The sequence below is a fragment of the Streptomyces sp. NPDC048290 genome, from assembly GCF_040652095.1.
Taxonomy (GTDB): domain Bacteria; phylum Actinomycetota; class Actinomycetes; order Streptomycetales; family Streptomycetaceae; genus Streptomyces.
This window is the reverse complement of the sequence record NZ_JBEZLM010000041.1, coordinates 19,994-38,015: the sequence shown is the minus strand read 5'-3', so window position 1 is coordinate 38,015 and position 18,022 is coordinate 19,994. Positions and strand designations below refer to the sequence as shown.

Below are 18,022 nucleotides of genomic sequence, written 5' to 3'. Positions count from 1 at the left end.
GCTCATGGACTTCGGACTCGTCCTCCAGACCGACCCGCCCGCGTCACGGGTCGTCGACCTGATGCAACGGGCCGAGCGGAACGGCTTCACCTACGGCTGGACCTTCGACTCCGCCGTGCTCTGGCAGGAACCCTTCGTCATCTACAGCCAGATCCTCGCCCGGACCGAGCGGCTGACGGTCGGCCCGATGGTCACCAACCCCGGCACCCGCACCTGGGAGGTCACCGCCTCCACCTTCGCCACCCTCAACGACATGTTCGGCAACCGCACGGTCTGCGGCATCGGACGCGGCGACTCGGCGATGCGGGTCGCCGGACGCAAACCCAACACCCTCGCCCGGATAAGCGACGCGATGAGGGTGATCCGGGCGCTGGGCCGGGGCGAGGAGGCCGACCTCGGCGGCGGCACCGCCGTCCGCTTCCCCTGGATCAAGCCCGGCGCCGAACTCCCCGTCTGGATGGCCGCGTACGGGCCGAAGGCGCTGAAGATGACCGGCGAGGAGGCCGACGGGTTCATCCTCCAGCTCGCCGACCTGTATCTCACCGAGTACATGGTGAAGGCGGTCAAGGACGCGGCGGTCGCCGCCGGACGTGATCCGGCCGAGGTGACGATCTGTGTCGCCGCGCCCGCCTATGTCACCGAGGACGACTCGCCCGAGGCGCTCGCCCATGCCCGTGAGCAGTGCCGCTGGTTCGGCGGGATGGTCGGCAACCATGTCGCCGACCTGGTCGCCAAGTACGGCGCCCACTCCGCCGCCGTACCGGAGGAACTCACCGACTACATCAAGGCCCGCGAGGGCTACGACTACTCCCACCACGGACGCGCCGACAACCCCGACACCGCGTTCGTACCGGACGAGATCGTCGACCGGTTCTGTCTGATCGGCCCCGTCGAACGGCACATCGAGAAGCTCAACGCGCTGCGGGAGCTGGGCGTCGACCAGTTCGCCGTCTACGACATGCATGACGCGCAGGAGAGGGTGATCGACGCGTACGGCACGCGGATCATCCCGGCGGTCAACGGCTGACGACCCGCCCCGCCCCAGCGGTACCGACCCCCCACCTCATCGCTCCCCCTCTCCCGCCGTCCCGGGGGAGGGGGGCCGAGGAGAGCTGGTGCACGGTGCGCATACCCGTCGGCAGCCGTTGCCGGATTCCCGGCGTGGTGGCATGAACCGTTGCTAGTCTCCCGGTCATGGGTCACGACACCTTGGTCAAGCGGCAGTTCGGGCACCGTGCCCGGCTCGCGTTGTCGCCTGCCGAGGTGCTGAAGGCAGACGACCAGGCACACGCCGCCCGCACAATGTGGAACCTGCTGCATGCGTGGTGGCAGATGATGCCGAAGGACAAGCGGACGCTCGCGAACGCGGATGCCGCGATCCGGCAGGCACGTCGGGACATCGATTTCCTGGCCGTCCTCCCTGCCCAGGCCGCGCAAGCGGTACTCAAGGCGTACTTCCGCGCGTGGAAGAACTGCTGGGAGGGACGGGCCGCCGCCCCGAACTTCAAGGCCCGGTTCCGCACGGGGATGTCCGTGGACATCCCGCAGGGCCGCGACCTGCACATCACCCGCGTGCACCGGCGTTGGGGCATGGTCAACCTTCCCAAGGTGGGTCGGGTCCGCTTCCGGTGGACCAAAGACCTTCCGGTCGGCAAGCGGGCAGACGCGGAGAACCGGATCACCGGGGCACGACTCGTCAAGGACGCGTTGGGCTGGCACCTCGCCTTCCGCGTTCAGACCCTGGAGCCCGAACCCGATCCGCACCAGGGCCCGGAAGTCGGCATCGACCTGGGCATCACCGTCCCGATCGCTCTCTCGGACGGCCGAACCCATGAGCACGAGGCATGGCTGACGGAGAAGGAGCGGGCCAGCCTTCTGGACCTGGAGCGGCGTGCCGCACGGCGGAAGCAGTTCCGTAGGCCAGGCGAGCCCACCAGCCGAAGGCTGCAACGCACCTACGACCAGATCGCGGGACTACGCGCGAAAGCCAAGCGCCGGGCCCTCGACTGGCAGCACCGGACGACCACCGCCATCGCCGAGCAGTACGGCACTGTCGTGGTCGAGGCACTCACCGTCACCGCCATGGTCAAGTCCGCCAGGGGCTCTGTCGAGGAGCCGGGAAAGAACGTCGCTCAGAAGTCCGGGCTGAACCGAGCCATAAGCGGGGAGGCATGGGGCCGGACGGTCAGCATGCTGGCGTACAAGACCGCCCGGCTCGGCGGCACCCTGTGCAGGGTCCCCGCCCCCGGCACCTCCCGACGCTGCTCGATGTGCGGTTTCACCACCCCCGGGAGCCGGGAGAGCCAGGCCGTGTTCGTGTGCAAGAACCGGGACTGCGGATGGTCGGGCAACGCCGACCACAATGCGGCCCGGAACATCCTGCACCTCTACCGGATGGGCCTCGCGCTCGTCCCGGCTGCCGGGAGGGCAGTCGTGAGGCGCGTACAACGCGTCAAGCCCGCTGCCGCGAGGTAAGCAGGAATCTCCCGGCTTCAAGCCCGGGAGAGAACTTCAAATCTTCACCTGGCTGGGTGGTGGGGTGGTGCGGTGCCTTCCCACCGACAGTTTTCACGCCTCAGGGCCGTTGTCATGCCCCGCCCGACGCCTACGCCCCGGTGTCCTGGAGGGCGGCCACCGCCTCCTTCGCGGCCTTGATGGCACCCTTGTTGATGGTGTCCGTGCTGGGGGCGTCCTTCGACTCGAAGTCGCTGCCGTTGTAGGTGATGATCACCAGGGCGTTGGCCGCGCGGACCACGACCGTGCCCTCCCGGGTCTTCTGGTCGTCCTCGGTGGTGAGATTGACGACCGAATATGCGGCGTCACCCAGACCGGGGACCTCGCCCCCGCCGTCCTTCTCCGCGACGCGCTGCTTGTAGTACTTCTCGGCCGCGTCGTCCGAGTCCGTCACCTCGTAGGACACGTCGAGCCAGCGGTAGTCGTAGCCCTTGAGCGCGTTCCAGGAACAGGTGCGGCGCACCTCCGCGTCCGTCGACGGGATCTCCTTGCCGGCCGCCTTGGCGCCCGGTACCAGCGAGGTCACCGTCTTGGCGGCGACAGCGCCACAGGGCGCCGGGGCGGCGGCGTAGGTCTTCGGCACCGCCGTGCTGGAGGGCGCGGACGCCGAGGTGGTGCCCGTCTTCTCCGGGGTGTCGTCCCGGGCTGCGGGGGAGGTGTCGGGGCTGGACGCCATGGCCCAGCCCGCCAGGGCGAGCACGGCGACCGGGGTGAGCCGCGCGGTGAGGGCCAGCGGCAGAGGAAGAGAACGCACGGCGCACACTTCTCGTGGGGGACGGTGCGGAGTGGGGTCCGCACTGCGGACGGGACGCCAGTGTCACACGAGTCCCGGTGGGGCGGAAGTGTGAACTCGCTGCGTACCGGCCCGGTGACGCGATCCCGAAGACCGCGTCCCAAGTGCCCTGTTATGTCGTAACGGGGGGGGGTCGGGGCCGGCCCCCGCACCGGTCCCGGCCGCCTCCGCCCGGCGGCTCACCCCGCCGTCGCGTCCGCCGTCCACGCCGACTCGATCCGGTCCACCGCAAGGAACGCCCCGTACGCCACCAGATGGACCAGACAGTGGTCCGAGTGCTCCGGGCGGCGCCACGCCGTCACGTCCTCCGCCGTGATCCGGTACGGGGCGAGCGCGGCCAGCACCGCGAGGCGGGCGCCCGGCTGCTCCGCGCGGCCCGGGAACGACTGCCGGGCCAGCGCGGGGTGCGACCCGTCCCAGTCCCGCACGGCCCGCCGTACGGTGAGCTGGTCCTCCGCGTCCAGCAGGCCCGCGCCCATCAGCGCGGCCTCGCGCAGCGCCGCGTACGCCGGTCCCACGGGGCTGTCTCCGGCCCAGACGGGCGGCGGTCCCGAAGGGGCCCCGTCGAGCAGCGCCAGCGACGCGCCCGGCACCGGGTTCCGGCGCAGCGACCCCGACAGCGCGCGGCCCGCCAGACTGCGCACCGCGCGGAACCGCTCCGCCCGGCCCGGCAGCACCGACTCCTTCAGCAGCGCGGACGCGATCCGGTTGATGAAGTGGAACGACAGCGCCGTGCCCAGATAGGCGGGCGTCTCCGCGGCCGGGAAGGGCGGCGGGCCCGGTGTGCCGCCCGGGGTCCGGGACGCGCGGCCCCAGTCCAGCAGCCGCGCCTGCCCCGGATCGTCCGGGGTGCCGCCGCCCGCCACCAGCTCGGCCAGGGCGTGGTCGCCGGTGGCGTGCAGCAGCACCGTGTGCGCGGTCACACAGAACGGACAGCGGTTGGCCTGGGACACCCCGAGCGCCACCAGCTCCTTGCCGGTGCGGTCACCGGGTCCGGCGAGCAGGGACTCACGCATCAGGGCCCAGGTGGGGGCGAGGATCGCCGGGGCGGAGGACAGCACCACGAAGGTGGCCGGACGGTCGACGCCGAAGTCACGGTCGAGCTGCCGGTACACCTCGGCGACCTGTCCGGTCGCGGACTCGGCCGACAGGGGTTCGGTGTGCAGGAAAGGTGAGGTCATGGCGGCAACTGTGGCCGCCCGGGAGTGCTTCGGGCGTCGTACGGGCGGTGACAGTGCGGGCTGCTCCCGGGGTGGCCGGGCAGGCCCGGGAGTACTGCGCGGGGAGTAGGGGGGAAGTTGTCCGCAGGGCTGACGCCGGTGCCGGTGGCGGCGTCTAGGGTGCGGTCATGACAGGTGAGCGGGGGGAGTCGCGGGTCCGGGCGGGCGATGGGCGGGGGGAGTCACGGGGCCCGGCGGCCCATGAGCCGGGGGAGTCGCGGGACCGGGCGGCCGACGAGCGGGGCGAGCCGGGTGTCCAGGGCGTCCAGGCGACCGGTGAGCGGGCGGAGACCCGCGTCCGTCCGGCCGACCTCCTGGGGGCCGTCCTCGTCGCCGCCGTCGTGTTGACCGCCGCGGCCTTCGACCCCGGTACGACCCTCCTCGATCAGGTCCTGATCGCCGTGGCGGGCGGGGCGCTCGCGCTGCATCGGCGGGCGCCGCGTCTCGTGCTGGCCGTGACCGCGGCGGCGGGCACCGCGTATGTGCTGCACGCCGGTCCGGGGCCGCTGGCCGCGCTGCCGGTCCTCGGCGGGGTGCACATCGCCGCGCGGGTCGGGCACCGGGCGCTGGGAGCGGCGGCGGGCGGGGTGTTCCTCGCCGGGTTCGCGCTGTCCGGGTCCGGCGGGCGGGAGACCGCCGAGAAGGTGGCGCTGCTCGCCGGGTGGTTCCTGTGCGCGGTGGTGACCGGCCTCGCCGACCGCAACTGGCAGGCGTATCTGCGCCAGACCGAGCAGCGCGCGCTGGAGGCCGAACGCACCCGTGAGGAGGCGGCGCTGCGCCGCGCCGGTGAGGAACGCCTGCGGATCGCCCGGGAGCTGCACGACTCGCTCACCCACAGCATCTCCATCGTCAAGCTCCAGGCGGGCGTCGCCGTCCATCTCGCCCGCAAGCGCGGCGAGGAGGCGGACCCCGCGCTGCTCGCCATCCAGGAGGCCGGCGGCGAGGCCATGCGCGAACTGCGCGCCACCCTCGGGGCGCTGCGCACCGACGAACCCACCGGCAGCCCCGCCGTGCTGGTCGAGCGGGCCCGCGCCGCCGGGCTGCCCGCCAGCCTCGCCGTCACCGGCGGCGAACGCCCGCTGCCCGCGCCGGTCGAGCGGGCCGCCTACCGGATCGTGCAGGAGTCCCTCACCAACGCCGCCCGGCACGCGGGCCCCGCCGAGGTGCGGGTCCTGCTGGACTACGGGGCGGCCCGGCTCGCCGTCCACGTCGAGGACGACGGCGCCGCCGACCCGGCCCGTCCGCCCCGCTCCGGCACCGGTCTCACCGGGATGCGCGAGCGGGTCACCGCGCTCGGCGGCACCCTGCACACCGGCCCGCGCCCCGAGGGCGGCTTCGCGGTCCGCGCCGAACTGCCGCTCGGCGACGCCGGGCCCGGTGCGGAGGGCGCCCGGTGATCCGGGTCGCGCTGGTGGACGACCAGGCGCTGATGCGGGCCGGGTTCCGGGCGCTGCTGGAGGCCGAGGAGGGCCTGGAGGTGGTCGGTGAGGCCGCCGACGGCGCCCGGGGACTCGCGCTGGTGCGGGCGACCGTGCCGGACATCGCCCTGGTGGATGTGCAGATGCCGGTGATGACGGGTATCGAGGCGACCCGGCTGATCGCCGCCGACCCGGCGCTGTCCGCCGTACGGGTCGTCATCCTCACCAACTACGGTCTCGACGCGTATGTCTTCGACGCGCTGCGGGCCGGGGCCAGCGGTTTTCTGCTCAAGGACACCGAACCGGCCGAGTTGCTCCAGGCCATCGAGGTGGTCGCCCGGGGCGAGGCGCTGCTCTCGCCGTCGGTCACCCGCACCCTCATCGGTGAGTTCGTCGCCCGGCCGCCGGACCGGGCGACCGCCCCCGGACTGGGCCACCTCACCCGCCGGGAACGCGAGGTGACCGCGCTCGCCGCGCGGGGACTGAGCAACGAGGAGATCGCCGCGCACATGGTGATCAGCCCGTTCACCGCGAAGACCCACATCAGCCGGGCGATGACCAAGCTGGGCGCCCGCGACCGGGCCCAACTCGTGGTGTTCGCCTATGAGTCGGGGCTCGTGACGGCCCGCGGCACCTGAAGCGGCTGCGGCGGCGGAGTTCCGGCGCGGCTGACCGCCGCCAGTACGAACGTGACACTCACCAGCAGCGCCCACGCCCCGAACTTGGTGAACGCGACCGGTTCCCAGCCGTCCAGTTGGTGCGGGTAGCGCCAGGCGCCGCTGAAGGTGGCGAGGTTCTCGGCGATCCACAGGAAGAACCCGATCAGCACGAAGGCCAGGGACAGCGGCATCCGCAGATACCGGGTGCCCACCGTGTAGTGGACCGTCGTACCGGTGAGCGCGAGCAGCAGCAGCGCGGCCAGCGGGCCCCGGGCGTCCGGAAGCCAGTGATGGGTGAAGAAGTTGAGGTAGACGGCGGTGGCGACGGCCGCCGTGACCCGGGGACGGTAGCCGACCAGGTGGAGGTCCATCAGATGCCAGGACCGGCACACATAGCTGCCGAGCGCCGCGTACAGGAAGCCCCCGTACAGCGGGACGCCCGCCAGCTTCAGCGTCGCGGGCTCCGGATAGCTCCATGAGCCGAGGGCCACCTTGACGATCTCGAAGGACAGCCCGACCGCGTGACACACCGCGATCACGGCGATGTCCCGGGTCGTCTCCCAGCCCAGCGCCCAGAACAGCACGGTCAGCCCCACCGCGTAGCCGAGGAGCAGGTCGTAGCGGGCCAGCGGCAGACCGGGCAGGACGTCGGAGACGGCGACGCCGAGCAGCAGGGCGACGGCGAAGGCACAGCTGCGGGCCTGGAGCCAGGCGAACAGCAGCAGATCGCGGGCCGCGCGGACCAGGGGCCGGGGTATGAGGGGTATCCGCATCCTCGGCATCCTGGCGCACGGGGCCGCGTCCGTCCCTCACCGACACGGCCCCGCGCCCGGCTCTCTTCCTGGCGCCTCAGGAGTCGAAGCCCAGCCCGAACCGGTCCAGGGTGCGCAGCCACAGATTGCGGTGGCCGCCGTTGCGGTCGGCGTGGTCGAGCGAGCGGCGGGTCAGCTCCACGCCCGCGTAGCGTACGGGCTCCGGCGGGAACGGCAGTGGCTTGGAGCGCACCATCCGCAGCCGGGTCCGCTCGGTCTCCCGGCCGGACAGCAGATCCAGCATCACCTGCGCGCCGAACCGGCTGGCGGCGACCCCGAGCCCGGTGTAGCCGAGGGCGTAGGAGACCCGGCCGGTGAGCGCGGTGCCGTAGAACGCGGTGAAGCGGGTGCAGGTGTCGATGGCGCCGCCCCAGGCATGGCTGAACCGCACGCCCGCGAGCTGCGGGAACGTGGTGAAGAAGTGCTCAGCGAGCTTGGCGAACGTCTCCGGGCGCAGGTCGAGTTCGTCGCGCAGCCCGTTGCCGTAGTGGTAGATCGCGTCGTAGCCGCCCCACAGGATGCGGCGGTCGTCGGTGAGCCGGAAGTAGTGGAACTGGTTGCCCATGTCGGACATGCCCTGCCGGCCGCGCCAGCCGATCGAGGCGAGCTGGGCCTCGGTGAGCGGCTCGGTGGTCAGCACGTAGTCGTAGACCGGGACCGTGTAGAGGCGCAGCCGCTTCAGGAGGGACGGGAAGACATTGGTGGCCAGCGCCGTGCGCCGGGCGCCGATCCGGCCGTACGGGGTCTCCAGGACGACGGCCGGGGTGCCGACGCCCTCCCGCAGCCGCCGTACCGGCGTGTTCTCGTACACCCGCACCCCCGCCTTGACGCAGGCTTCGAGCAGGCCCCAGACCAGGCGGGCCGGGTCGGTGAGGGCATAGCCCTCGCGGTCGTGGGCGCCCGCCAGGAAGGTGGGGGAGTGGACCTCGGCGCGGATCTCCTCGCCGGTCAGGAAGTCGATCTTCCGGCCGTGCGCGGCGGCCAGGTCGCACAGCGCGCGGACCTCCGCCACCTGGTGCGGCGCGGTCGCCGCCCACAGCTTGCCGTCGCGGCGGAAGCCGCAGTCGATGCCGTACCGGGTCAGGGTGTCCTGGATCTCGTCCAGGTTCTCCAGTCCCAGCCGCTCCAGGTCGGCGAGTTCCTCGGGCCAGCGGTCGGCGCCGTTGCCGAGGCCGTGGGTGAGGCTGGAGGAGACGAAACCGCCGTTGCGGCCGGAGGCGGCCCAGCCCGCCGTGCGGGCGTCGACCAGGACGACGTCCTGCGACGGGTCGCGCTCCTTGGCCAGCAGCGCGGTCCACAGCCCGGTGAACCCGCCGCCGACCACGGCGAGATCGCAGATGGTGTCGCCGGTCAGGGCGGGGCGGGGCGCGGGCGCGTCCGGGCTGTCGAGCCAGTGGCTGCGCGGCAGCGCCTCGGCCAGCGCGTCGGCGTACGGGACGCTCACGGGAACAACTCCACTTCGGGTAGGGGGATCGCCGGTCAGTCGGCGATGTGCAGGGTGTGCGGGAGGCGGGACAGGCTGCGCGCGCCGTCCGGGGTGCAGAGCACGGTGTCGCCCATCTTGATCCCGAACCCTTCGTCGGGCAGATGCAGATTGGGCTCGACGGTGAACGACATACCGGGCGCCAGGACGTGCGGGTCGCCGTCGACCAGGGTCATCGGCTCCAGCCACCCGGGCGGATAGGCCACTCCCAGGCTGTAGCCGATGCGATGACAGCGACGGCGTACGAGGTCCAGCTCGGCCAGTACCGCGTTGCAGGCGTCGTCCGGGGCGGGCGCGGACGCTCCCGGACCGGCGGCGGCGATGGCGGCCTCGGTCGCCCGGCCCACGCAGTCGGCGACCTCCCGCACCCGGGGCGTCGGCTCACCCACCACGACCGTGCGCATCAGCACCGCGTGGTAGCGGTGCACCACGCCCGCGAACTCCACGCACACCACATCGCCGCGCGACAGCGTGCGCCGCGAGGCCATCCCGTGCACCATGGCGCTGCGCTCCCCGGACACCACCATCGGCGGGATCGCCGCGTACTCGCTGCCCGCCTCACCGAGCGCCAGGCTCGCGATCCCGGCCAGCTCGGTCTCCGACACACCGGGCCGCACCGCCGCGAACACCCGCTCCATGGCGTGGTCGGCCATCTCGGCGGCCTGCGTCTGGTACGCGATCTCCGCCGGGGACTTGATCAGCCGCTCCTCCGGCACCAGATCGGTGGCGTCCACCCAGCGCACCCCGGGCAGCAGCGCCCGCAGCCGGTCCCAGTTCCCCGGCAGCAGGGTGAACGCGCCCAGCTCGATCCCGACGGCCGCCTGGTCCAGGCCCCGCTTCCGGATCGAGTCGGCGATCACCTCGACGGCGTCCTCGGTGGCGATGTCGTACACCCGGGGCGCGCGCAGCCAGGACAGCATGTGCACGCCCGGCTCCTCGGTGGTGCGGGTGACGTACTCGGGTTCGCCGTCGCCGGTGTCGATGACCAGGGCCTGCGGCCAGAGATAGCCGACCGAGCTGACGCCGGTCAGCCAGTGCACGACGTCCGGCATACTGACGACCAGTCCGTCCAGGCCCTGCGCGGCCATCCGGGCGCGTACCCGGCGCAGCCGGTCGTCGTAGGTGGGCAGGCTGAAGGGGAGTTCCATGGGTGACCTCACAGACGAAGGGGGGTGGGTGGTTCAGAAGGCGGTGGGCCAGTGCGGGGCGAGCGCGGCACGTACCCGGTCGATCGCCGCGTCCCCGCGCGTCACGTCGTCGGGGACGTACGCGATCGGGTCGGGCAGCGAGGGCGCGCGGCCCAGCAGCCCCTCGACGGTGGCGTGCAGACAGTAGGCGGCGTAGCTGCGCGCGTAGCCGCCCTCCTGGGTCAGCACCAGCCGCCCGCCGGTCAGTTCGGCGGCCAGCCCGCCCAGCAGCGCGCCGATGCGGTGGAACCCGGCCATGGTGACGTTGTGCCGCCCGTTGGCGTCGAAGGCGGAGGCGTCCTGCCCCGACGCGGCGACGATCAGCCCCGGCCGGAACGCCCGCAGCACCGGCGCCACCACCCGCTCGAAGGCGTCCGCGTAGGCCCGGTCCCCGGCGCCCACCGGCAGCTCGACATTGACGTTGAACCCGGTCCCGGCCCCCCGCCCCAGCTCGTCCGGCGCCCCGGTCTGCGGATGCGACGCCCCCCACGCCCCATGGGCCATGTGCAGGGAGACGGTCAGCACGTCCGCCCGGTCGTAGAAGCACTCCTGGGTGCCGTTGCCGTGATGGACGTCCCAGTCCACCACCGCGACCCGCTCGACGCCCCGCTCCCGGGCCCGCTGCGCGGCCAGCGCCGCGTGCCCGAACACGCAGTACCCGTCGGCCCGCGCGGGCTGGGCGTGATGCCCCGGGGGCCGCACCAGCGCGTACGCCGCCGAACACTCCCCGTCCAGGACGGCGTCCACCGCGGCCAGACAGGTACCGGCGGCGGCGAGCAGCGGCTCCCAGGAGCCGGGCGCGACCGTGGTGGTGGAGGTCAGCCAGTGCCGCCGGGTCCCGCCCCGCTCGGCCAGCGCCCGCACCTCCTTGACGTACGACGCGCTGTGCACGGAGGTGAGTTCGCCCTCGGTGGCGAGCCGCCCGGCCCGCCAGACCAGCGCGTCGGCGACCGGTCCGCGCTCCAGCACCGCCTTCATGTTGCGGATACGGGGCGCGCTCTCGGGGTGCAGCTCGGGCTCGGCGAGCAGCGCGGAGGGCGCGGCCTCCCAGAACCCCGAGCCGGTGTCGTGGTCCAGGACACGGGCGTCCCAGAACATATGGATACGGTCGTTCACCAGGGCTCCCGTCACTCCTGCGAAGGGGTCATCGAGTAGGTGAAGAAGGCCGGTACGTCACCGGTGTTCTCCAGGTGGTAGGTCCAGCCCGGCGCGAGATAGACGCAGTCCTCGGGACCCAGGTCGAAGTGACCCTCGTCCCAGGTCAGCCGGAGCTGCCCGCGGATGACGAAGTACGTCTCCTCGACCGGGCCGTACCAGTGGTCGCCGTCGGCGGTGTCGTCGGCGGGGCGCGAGGACCACACGTTGGTCTTCTCCCCGGGGTCCATCCAGGCGGCGCCCAGCATCAGATCGGACCCGTTGCGGCCCTTGGTGATGGCACGGGCGATCCGCACCTTGGTGACCGCTTCGGCGGCCGGGACGACCGGCACGTCGGACAGGGCGACGACGCTCGGTGGCACACGGGGGGTGTCGGAGGGCATGACTGCTCCTTGAGGGAGTGTGGAGAGGGGAAGGTGTCTTTCTCGGCGAAGAAGGGAGTTACTCGGAGGAGAAGGGGCTTCTCAGGGAGGTACCGGCAGGTCTCTCAGGGATGCACCGGCACCACGGCGGACCGCTCCACCGCCCAGGCGACCCGCGCCGCGGACCCCGGCACGGCGGGCCGCTCCTGCCCCGCCGGTTCGCGGAGCTGGAGCCGGTGTCCGCCGGGCAGATCGACGGCGACCCGGCGATGGGCGCCGAAGTACACGGTCTCGGTGACCGTGCCGTCCAGCGCGTGGTGCCCGGCCGGCACCGGGTCGCCAGGACCGAGCAGCCGCAGCCGCTCCGGACGGACCACCAGCGCGACCTCCTCGGCGCCCGACGCCCGGCCCGGCACCGGCAGATCACCGTCCGCGCCGGAGAGCACACCGGGCGTCCGGCAGTGTCCGGTGAACACATTGGACTCGCCGAGGAACCGGGCCACGAACAGTGTCGCCGGACGCTCGTACAACTCCTCCGGTGTGCCGACCTGTTCGATGCGGCCCTCGTTGAAGACGGCGATCCGGTCGGAGAGGGCGAGTGCCTCCTCCTGGTCGTGGGTGACGAACACGAAGGTGATGCCGAGGTCCCGGTGCATCCGGGCGATCTCGCCCTGGAGCTGTTCGCGCAGCTTCTTGTCCAGCGCGCCCAGCGGTTCGTCCATCAGCAGCACCCGGGGGTTGAACACCACCGCGCGGGCGAGCGCCACCCGCTGCTGCTGCCCGCCGGACAACTGGCTCGGCAGCCGCCCGCCCATGTCCGCAAGCTGGACCATCGTCAGCGCCTCGGTCACCCGCCGGGCGATCTCCGCCTTCGGCACCTTGCGCTGCTCCAGCGGGAAGGCGATGTTCCGGGCGACCGTGAGATGCGGGAACAGCGCGTAGTGCTGGAACACCATGCCCAGGTCCCGCTTGTGCGGTGGCAGCGCGGCCACATCGGTGCCGTCCACCGTGATGGCGCCCTCGGAGGCGCCGGTGAACCCGGCGATCATGTTGAGGGTGGTGGTCTTCCCGGAGCCGGACGGGCCGAGGAAGGTCATGAACTCCCCGGACTCGATGTCCAGGGACACCTGGTCGACGGCGGCGCGGGAGCCGTAGCGCTTGGTCAGCCCACGCAGCCGTACGGCGGCGCCGGAGGCCGGGGCGGTGCGGGGCCCGCCGGTGGCGCGGTCGGGCACGGTGCCGGTGGTGTCGGGCATGTCAGTGCTTCCCCTCGCGCCCGCTGCGCCGCAGCAGTTGCGGCAGCAGGATGAGCGCGGTCGTGGCGACGAGCACGATGCTCGACGCGGCGGCGATCGTCGGATCGGTCTCCACGGTGACGCTGCTGAACATCGTCACCGGGAGGGTGTGCAGAGTCGGGCTCTGCAGATAGAAGGCGATGACTACCTCGTCGAGCGAGGTGACGAAGGCGAACACCGCGCCCGACAGCACCCCGGGCGCGATCAGCGGGGCGGTGATCCGGCGGAAGGTGGTCAGCGGGCTCGCCCCGAGCATGGCGGCGGCCCGGTCCAGTCGGCGGTCGTAGCCGCGCAGACTGGTGGAGACGGCGACCACCACGAAGGGCACGGCCAGCGCGGTGTGCGCGACGACGAAGCCGAACGCGGTACCGGCCAGACCCCAGTTGAGGAAGGCCGCGTACACGGCGATGGCGGCCACGATCTGCGGCACCACCATCGGCGCCATCAGCACCCCGTTGACCAGCGACTTGCCGGGGATACGGCCCCGGTCCAGGGCGAGCGCGGCGAGCGTGCCCAGCACGGTGGCCAGCACGGCGACGGCCAGCGCGATCTGGAGCGAGGTGAGCAGCGAGTCCCGCCAGACCGGGTCGGTGAAGAAGTTCCGGTACCACTGGAGGGACCAGTTCTCCGGCGGGAAGGCGAAGCTGCGCTTCCCGGTGAAGGACAGCGGGATGACCACCAGGGTCGGCGCCACCAGCAGCGCCCCCACCAGGGCGGCCCACAGCCGCAGCCCGAGGCCCCCGCGGAACAGGGTGTTGTCGTCCATGACTCAGTCCTCCCGCCCGCCGCGTCCGGCCCCGGCGAGCCCCAGCGCCGCGCCCGCCCGGCTCACCCGGGCCACCAGGAGCAGCAGCAGCCCGGTGAGGGCCAGCAGCAGCACCGAGAAGGCGCCCGCGCCGCCGAAGTCGAGCAGTTTCTCCACCTTGGTACCGATGACCTGGGCCACCATCGACTCCTTGGGCGAGCCCAGCAGCTTCGGCGTGACATAGAAGCCGAGCGCCAGCACGAACACCAGGGTCGTCCCGGAGACCACCCCGGGCAGTGACAGCGGCAGATAGATCCGCCGGAAACAGGTCGCCTTCGACGCGCCCAGCCCCGAGGCGGCGCTCATCAGCCGTCGGTCGATGCCGCTCATCACGCTGTACAGCGGGAGAACCATGTAGGGCAGCAGCACCTGGATCATGCCGATGGCGACACCGGGCGCGGACCCCAGCAGCCCGCGATCGCCCCGCCCGAACAGCGCCCCGAGCATCCCGAGCGGCCCGCCGTCCTGGAGCAGCACGATCCAGGCGAAGTTCCGCGCCATCAGACTGGTCCAGAACGGCAGCAGCACCAGCGCCATCAGCACGGCACGCGCCTTGGGCCCGGTCACGGTCATCAGATACGCGTACGGATACGCCAGCAGCAGCGTGCTCACCGCGACGACCAGCGCCATCACCACCGTACGGACGACGACCCGCGCGGTGGTGGGATCGGCCAGCAACTCCCGGAAGTTCCCGAGTCCCGCCTCGGGTTCGGTGAACGCCTGCCGCACGATGTCCAGCAGCGGATACCCGAAGAACACCACCAGCACCAGCACCGCGGGCAGCAGCAACAACGAGACCCGGTCGACGCGGAGGCGTCGACGCCGGCCGGGCGCCCTGGCGGTCCCGGCCATCAGTTCAGCCATGACGACTTACCTCGGTCTTGGGATACGAGAGGAACGTGAGCCTGAAGCGGGGCGGCGCGGCCGAGGCTTTGAGGGCCGCGGGGAACGCGAGCCTGAAGCGGGGCGGCGCGGCCAAGGCTTTTAGGGGCGCGGGGAACTGCGCGACCAGCCCACCACGGCCCGCACCCGACGCCGCACCCGACGCCGCACCCGACGCCGCACTCCACACCGCCCCCACCCCCGTCACCCGGTGGCCCACGCCGTCCACTTCTCCGTAGCCGCATCCTGGTTAGACGCCCACCAGTCGACGTCCTGATAGAACCCCTTCTCCTGGATATCGCCCCGAGCCGTGTTCCACTCCTCCGCCAACCCGTCCAACTCAGGCTTCGCGTCAGAGTTCACGGCCGCGTAAGGCTGGTCCTCGGCAAACGCGGCCTGCGCCCCCGCACTGGTCGCATAAGCGATGAAGTCCATCGCGAGATCCTTGTTCGGCGCCCCCTTCGGCACCATCAGCACCGCATACGCCAGCATGTTGTCCTCCCACACCGGCACATAGGCGGAGCCATTCTTCGCCGCCATATAGGCCCGCCCCGACCAGACCAGCGCCATGTCCGCCTGCCGGGACTCCAGCGCCTGCTGACTCTGCGCGGACGTCTCCCAGAAACTCAGATCGCTCCCGAGGGTGTCGAGCTTCTTGAAGGCGCGGTCGTAGTCCAGCGGATACAACTGCTCCGCGCCGACCCCGTCGGCGAGCAGCGCGGCCTCCATGGACCCCCCGGTGGCGAACCCGGGCGCGAGCCGCTTGCCGGGGAACTTCTCGGTGTCGAAGAAATCGGCGACGGAGGACGGCTTGGCGTCCTTGTAGGTCTCCGGGTTGTAGACCAGCACCAGCGAGTACATCGCGTCCGGCACCGCACAGTCACTGACCGTGCCTTCGGGGAACTTGGACCGGTCGATCTTCGTGAAGTCCAGCTTCTCGGCGTACTTCCCGCACGCCCCGACCGGGAAGAACGGCTCGGTGTCCACCACGTCCCAGGTGACCCGCTTGGCCTCGACCATCGTCTTGATCTTGGCGTAGTCGGTCGGCTGGTCCTCGACCGCCTTGACGCCCGCCTCCTTGGCCCAGGGCTCCAGCCAGGCCGTGGCCTGCGCCTTCTGATAGCCGCTGCCGTACGAGGTGAAGGTGAGACTGTCGGAGCCGCCCCCGGAGGAGCTGGAACCGGTGGAGCAGGCGGTGGTGACCAGGGCCAGCGCGGCGGCGAACGCCGCCGCGCCGAGACAGCGCGGTGATATCTGCACGGTTGGACCTCCATCCGGGGGGTGACAACCACTGAAGTGGCAATATGCGCTTATTATTGCGACGGCTCGGCGCTTGGCAATACCCTCGGGCCAACTCGTTCGAACCCCGGGAGGGCACACACATGGCTCGACTGAGTGCGCACGCCGAGGGCCCCGAGGACGGCCCCGTACGCGCCTCGACCGCCGCGGCCGAGGTCGATCTGAAGGACCTGCGCCGCCTCCAGCTGATCAGCGCGGCCAGCGAGGTGATCTGCCGCAACGGCGTCGACGGCGCCCGGCTCAAGGACATCGCCGAACAGGCCGGTGTCTCCCTCGGACTGGTCCAGCACTACTTCCGGCGCCGTGAGGAACTCATCAGCGAGACCATCGGGTCGATGCTGGAACTCACCCTCGCCACCTGGCGGTCCGTCTCCGAACGCGAACCCGACCCGGTGCGCAGGCTCTTCGCCCTGCTGCGCTTCCAGGTCGCGGGCTGGGCCCCGTTCACCAAACGCTGGTCGTTCTGGATCGAGTTCTGGTCCGCCGCCAACCGCGACAACACCCTCCAGACGTACGCCCATGATGTCTACGAACGCTGGGAGGAGCCGTTCCGTACGGCCATCGACGCCGGGGTGCGCACCGGGGACTTCACCACCAGCCTCTCCGCCGGGCGGGTCAGCCTCATCCTGATGTCGCTGGCGGACGGTGCCGCCATCCATGTCCTGATGGCCCGTGACTCCCTGGACGAGGAGGGGATGTTCGACCTGCTGATCGACATGGCCTGCCGGGTCCTGGACATCGACACCGAGGTCCGCGACCGCGCCCTCGCCGACCTCCCCCGCATCATCAGCCCCCGCTATCCGAGCGAGCCCGAGCCCGCCGACAGCATCGACTGGGCCCCGCTCATCGAGTCCCGCCTGCGCTGACCCGGACCCGGTGACGGGACACCGGGGGGAGAAGGAGCCGCACAGAGCCGCACACGGGACGCCGGGGGGCGCTGGAAAGGGGCCGCGCACGGTCGGGGACAGACGCGCAGAAGACCGGAAGGTCGTTTATAGCCACCCACAGGCGGTTATCAGCTACCACTTAGGTTAGGCTAAGCTCACTTACACGATCTTGCGGTCGCGTCGCCCCGCGACGACGGCTGCCCTTGCGTCCCCCTGGAGTCACCCACCGTGCGTGCCATCCGTCGTTCCCGGTTCCGCAACACCACCCTCGTGACCGGTTCGGTCCTGTGCGCGGGACTGGTGCTGAGCGCCTGCGGATCGTCCGGCGGCACCGAGGACCCGGCGGACTCGGCGAAGTCCGGAGGCGCCGGCACCGTCACCGTCAGCACCGCCAAGGGCGAGGTCGAGGTACCGCTGAAGCCCGCCCGGGTCGCCGCGCTCGACAACACCTCCTTCGCCACGCTCAAGGCGTTCGGCGTCAAGCCCGTCGCGGTGCCCAAGGCCCTGCTGCCCAAGGAGGGGTTCGAGGACTGGCAGAACGACGACTCCATCAAGGACGTCGGAACCCACCGTGAGCCCAAGTTCGAGGCGCTCAACGCCAGCGAGCCGGACCTGATCATCGGCGGCTACCGCTTCAGCGACCACCACGACAAGCTGTCGAAGATCGCCAAGACGGTGGACGTGGCCCCGTCCGACGAGGCCGCCGACGGCTATGTCGCCTCCCTGCGGACCCAGACCGAGACCCTCGGCACCGTCTTCGGCCAGGAGGACAAGGCCAAGGAGATCGTCGCCGCGCTGGACACGGCCCGCACGGACGCCACCGGCGCCACCCAGGGCGAGTCCGTCTTCCTCGCCGTCGCCAGCGCCGGGAAGATCGACAACGGCGCCAGCCGCATCAACCGCCTCGCCGAACCGCTGAATCTGAAGAACGTGCTCAGCGCCGAGGGCGAGGACAGCACCTCCGTGCACAACGACTCGGGCCTCGCCCCCGAGACCGTCGCCAAGCTCGACCCCGACTGGGTCATCATGCTGGACCGGGACGCGGCCGTGGGCACCGAGGACGGCTCCGAGGCCATCGCCGCCAAGACGATCGTGGACGGCATGGAAGCCTGGGACAAGACCACGTTCCGCACCAAGGACCAGGTCGTCTATCTCGCCGAGGACTTCTATCTGACCGAGGGCATCCAGGCGTACACCGACGCCTTCGCCCAGGTGGCGACCGCGTTCGACACCGCCGGCTGACACCCTCCC

The 18,022-nt window shown here is 71.6% G+C and carries 17 protein-coding genes; 6 read left to right on the top strand and 11 right to left on the bottom strand.

Features of this window, described 5'->3' with window-relative positions:
- The first annotated feature begins 4 nt into the window (after positions 1 to 4).
- Positions 5 to 1,027: a TIGR03842 family LLM class F420-dependent oxidoreductase gene (locus tag AB0D49_RS39855; protein WP_362768502.1), complete on the top strand. Its 1,023-nt coding sequence runs from the start codon at positions 5 to 7 to the stop codon at positions 1,025 to 1,027.
- A gap of 167 nt (positions 1,028 to 1,194) precedes the next feature.
- On the top strand, positions 1,195 to 2,475 hold the full coding sequence (locus AB0D49_RS39850; RefSeq protein ID WP_362768499.1) for a transposase: 1,281 nt from the start codon (positions 1,195 to 1,197) through the stop codon (positions 2,473 to 2,475).
- 130 nt (positions 2,476 to 2,605) lie between these two features.
- Here the strand turns inward: AB0D49_RS39850 and AB0D49_RS39845 are convergent, their stop codons facing one another.
- Together AB0D49_RS39845 and AB0D49_RS39840 are read right to left on the bottom strand one after the other, a co-directional pair.
- Positions 2,606 to 3,268, bottom strand: coding sequence for a hypothetical protein (locus AB0D49_RS39845; protein ID WP_362768496.1), 663 nt, complete (start codon positions 3,266 to 3,268; stop codon positions 2,606 to 2,608).
- Positions 3,269 to 3,486: 218 nt separating this feature from the next.
- On the bottom strand, positions 3,487 to 4,488 hold the full coding sequence (locus AB0D49_RS39840; protein ID WP_362768493.1) for a carboxymuconolactone decarboxylase family protein: 1,002 nt from the start codon (positions 4,486 to 4,488) through the stop codon (positions 3,487 to 3,489).
- 167 nt (positions 4,489 to 4,655) lie between these two features.
- Here AB0D49_RS39840 and AB0D49_RS39835 point away from each other — a divergent pair, with 167 nt between their 5' ends.
- The gene (locus AB0D49_RS39835) at positions 4,656 to 5,924 is read left to right on the top strand and encodes a sensor histidine kinase (protein WP_362768490.1); all 1,269 of its coding nucleotides are present in this window, start codon (positions 4,656 to 4,658) and stop codon (positions 5,922 to 5,924) included.
- Positions 5,921 to 6,583 carry a response regulator transcription factor gene (locus tag AB0D49_RS39830; protein WP_362768487.1) on the top strand — a complete coding sequence of 221 codons (663 nt, stop codon included), beginning with the start codon at positions 5,921 to 5,923 and terminating at the stop codon, positions 6,581 to 6,583. Before AB0D49_RS39835 ends, AB0D49_RS39830 begins: the two co-directional genes overlap by 4 nt.
- Here AB0D49_RS39830 and AB0D49_RS39825 read toward each other — a convergent pair.
- From AB0D49_RS39825 to AB0D49_RS39785, 9 genes are all read right to left on the bottom strand, one after another.
- Positions 6,547 to 7,377, bottom strand: coding sequence for a DUF817 domain-containing protein (locus AB0D49_RS39825; protein WP_362768484.1), 831 nt, complete (start codon positions 7,375 to 7,377; stop codon positions 6,547 to 6,549). The genes AB0D49_RS39830 and AB0D49_RS39825 overlap by 37 nt on opposite strands.
- 76 nt (positions 7,378 to 7,453) lie before the next feature.
- Positions 7,454 to 8,860 carry an FAD-dependent oxidoreductase gene (locus AB0D49_RS39820; RefSeq protein ID WP_362768481.1) on the bottom strand — a complete coding sequence of 469 codons (1,407 nt, stop codon included), beginning with the start codon at positions 8,858 to 8,860 and terminating at the stop codon, positions 7,454 to 7,456.
- 35 nt (positions 8,861 to 8,895) lie between these two features.
- Positions 8,896 to 10,047 (bottom strand): Xaa-Pro peptidase family protein, encoded by a 1,152-nt coding sequence (locus tag AB0D49_RS39815; protein WP_362768478.1) that lies wholly within the window; start codon positions 10,045 to 10,047, stop codon positions 8,896 to 8,898.
- A 33-nt stretch (positions 10,048 to 10,080) separates the two neighbouring features.
- Positions 10,081 to 11,202 (bottom strand): class II histone deacetylase, encoded by a 1,122-nt coding sequence (locus tag AB0D49_RS39810; protein WP_362768475.1) that lies wholly within the window; start codon positions 11,200 to 11,202, stop codon positions 10,081 to 10,083.
- 11 nt (positions 11,203 to 11,213) lie between these two features.
- Positions 11,214 to 11,624 carry a cupin domain-containing protein gene (locus AB0D49_RS39805; RefSeq protein ID WP_362768472.1) on the bottom strand — a complete coding sequence of 137 codons (411 nt, stop codon included), beginning with the start codon at positions 11,622 to 11,624 and terminating at the stop codon, positions 11,214 to 11,216.
- Positions 11,625 to 11,728: 104 nt separating this feature from the next.
- Positions 11,729 to 12,859, bottom strand: coding sequence for an ABC transporter ATP-binding protein (locus AB0D49_RS39800; RefSeq protein ID WP_362768469.1), 1,131 nt, complete (start codon positions 12,857 to 12,859; stop codon positions 11,729 to 11,731).
- Between the two features lies 1 nt (position 12,860).
- Positions 12,861 to 13,664: an ABC transporter permease gene (locus AB0D49_RS39795; RefSeq protein WP_362768466.1), complete on the bottom strand. Its 804-nt coding sequence runs from the start codon at positions 13,662 to 13,664 to the stop codon at positions 12,861 to 12,863.
- A 3-nt stretch (positions 13,665 to 13,667) separates the two neighbouring features.
- The gene (locus tag AB0D49_RS39790; protein ID WP_362768463.1) at positions 13,668 to 14,567 is read right to left on the bottom strand and encodes an ABC transporter permease; all 900 of its coding nucleotides are present in this window, start codon (positions 14,565 to 14,567) and stop codon (positions 13,668 to 13,670) included.
- 222 nt (positions 14,568 to 14,789) lie between these two features.
- Positions 14,790 to 15,845, bottom strand: coding sequence for an ABC transporter substrate-binding protein (locus AB0D49_RS39785; RefSeq protein WP_362768460.1), 1,056 nt, complete (start codon positions 15,843 to 15,845; stop codon positions 14,790 to 14,792).
- A 122-nt stretch (positions 15,846 to 15,967) separates the two neighbouring features.
- Between AB0D49_RS39785 and AB0D49_RS39780 the strand changes: the two genes are divergently transcribed.
- Both AB0D49_RS39780 and AB0D49_RS39775 read left to right on the top strand, forming a co-directional pair.
- Entirely contained in the window at positions 15,968 to 16,750 is a 783-nt protein-coding gene (locus tag AB0D49_RS39780) for a TetR/AcrR family transcriptional regulator (protein ID WP_362768457.1), read from the top strand.
- A 249-nt stretch (positions 16,751 to 16,999) separates the two neighbouring features.
- Positions 17,000 to 18,013 (top strand): ABC transporter substrate-binding protein, encoded by a 1,014-nt coding sequence (locus AB0D49_RS39775; RefSeq protein ID WP_362768454.1) that lies wholly within the window; start codon positions 17,000 to 17,002, stop codon positions 18,011 to 18,013.
- The last annotated feature ends 9 nt before the right edge of the window (positions 18,014 to 18,022 follow it).

Excerpts from the sequence above, each read along its gene's own strand:
- AB0D49_RS39850 (WP_362768499.1), top strand. The coding sequence starts at position 1,195 with ATGGGTCACGACACCTTGGTCAAGCGGCAGTTCGGGCACCGTGCCCGG.
- AB0D49_RS39800 (WP_362768469.1), bottom strand. The coding sequence starts at position 12,859 with ATGCCCGACACCACCGGCACCGTGCCCGACCGCGCCACCGGCGGGCCC.
- AB0D49_RS39795 (WP_362768466.1), bottom strand. The coding sequence starts at position 13,664 with ATGGACGACAACACCCTGTTCCGCGGGGGCCTCGGGCTGCGGCTGTGG.
- AB0D49_RS39790 (WP_362768463.1), bottom strand. The coding sequence starts at position 14,567 with ATGGCTGAACTGATGGCCGGGACCGCCAGGGCGCCCGGCCGGCGTCGA.
- AB0D49_RS39835 (WP_362768490.1), top strand. The coding sequence starts at position 4,656 with ATGACAGGTGAGCGGGGGGAGTCGCGGGTCCGGGCGGGCGATGGGCGG.
- AB0D49_RS39815 (WP_362768478.1), bottom strand. The coding sequence starts at position 10,047 with ATGGAACTCCCCTTCAGCCTGCCCACCTACGACGACCGGCTGCGCCGG.
- AB0D49_RS39805 (WP_362768472.1), bottom strand. The coding sequence starts at position 11,624 with ATGCCCTCCGACACCCCCCGTGTGCCACCGAGCGTCGTCGCCCTGTCC.
- AB0D49_RS39840 (WP_362768493.1), bottom strand. The coding sequence starts at position 4,488 with ATGACCTCACCTTTCCTGCACACCGAACCCCTGTCGGCCGAGTCCGCG.
- AB0D49_RS39780 (WP_362768457.1), top strand. The coding sequence starts at position 15,968 with ATGGCTCGACTGAGTGCGCACGCCGAGGGCCCCGAGGACGGCCCCGTA.
- AB0D49_RS39825 (WP_362768484.1), bottom strand. The coding sequence starts at position 7,377 with ATGCGGATACCCCTCATACCCCGGCCCCTGGTCCGCGCGGCCCGCGAT.
- AB0D49_RS39855 (WP_362768502.1), top strand. The coding sequence starts at position 5 with ATGGACTTCGGACTCGTCCTCCAGACCGACCCGCCCGCGTCACGGGTC.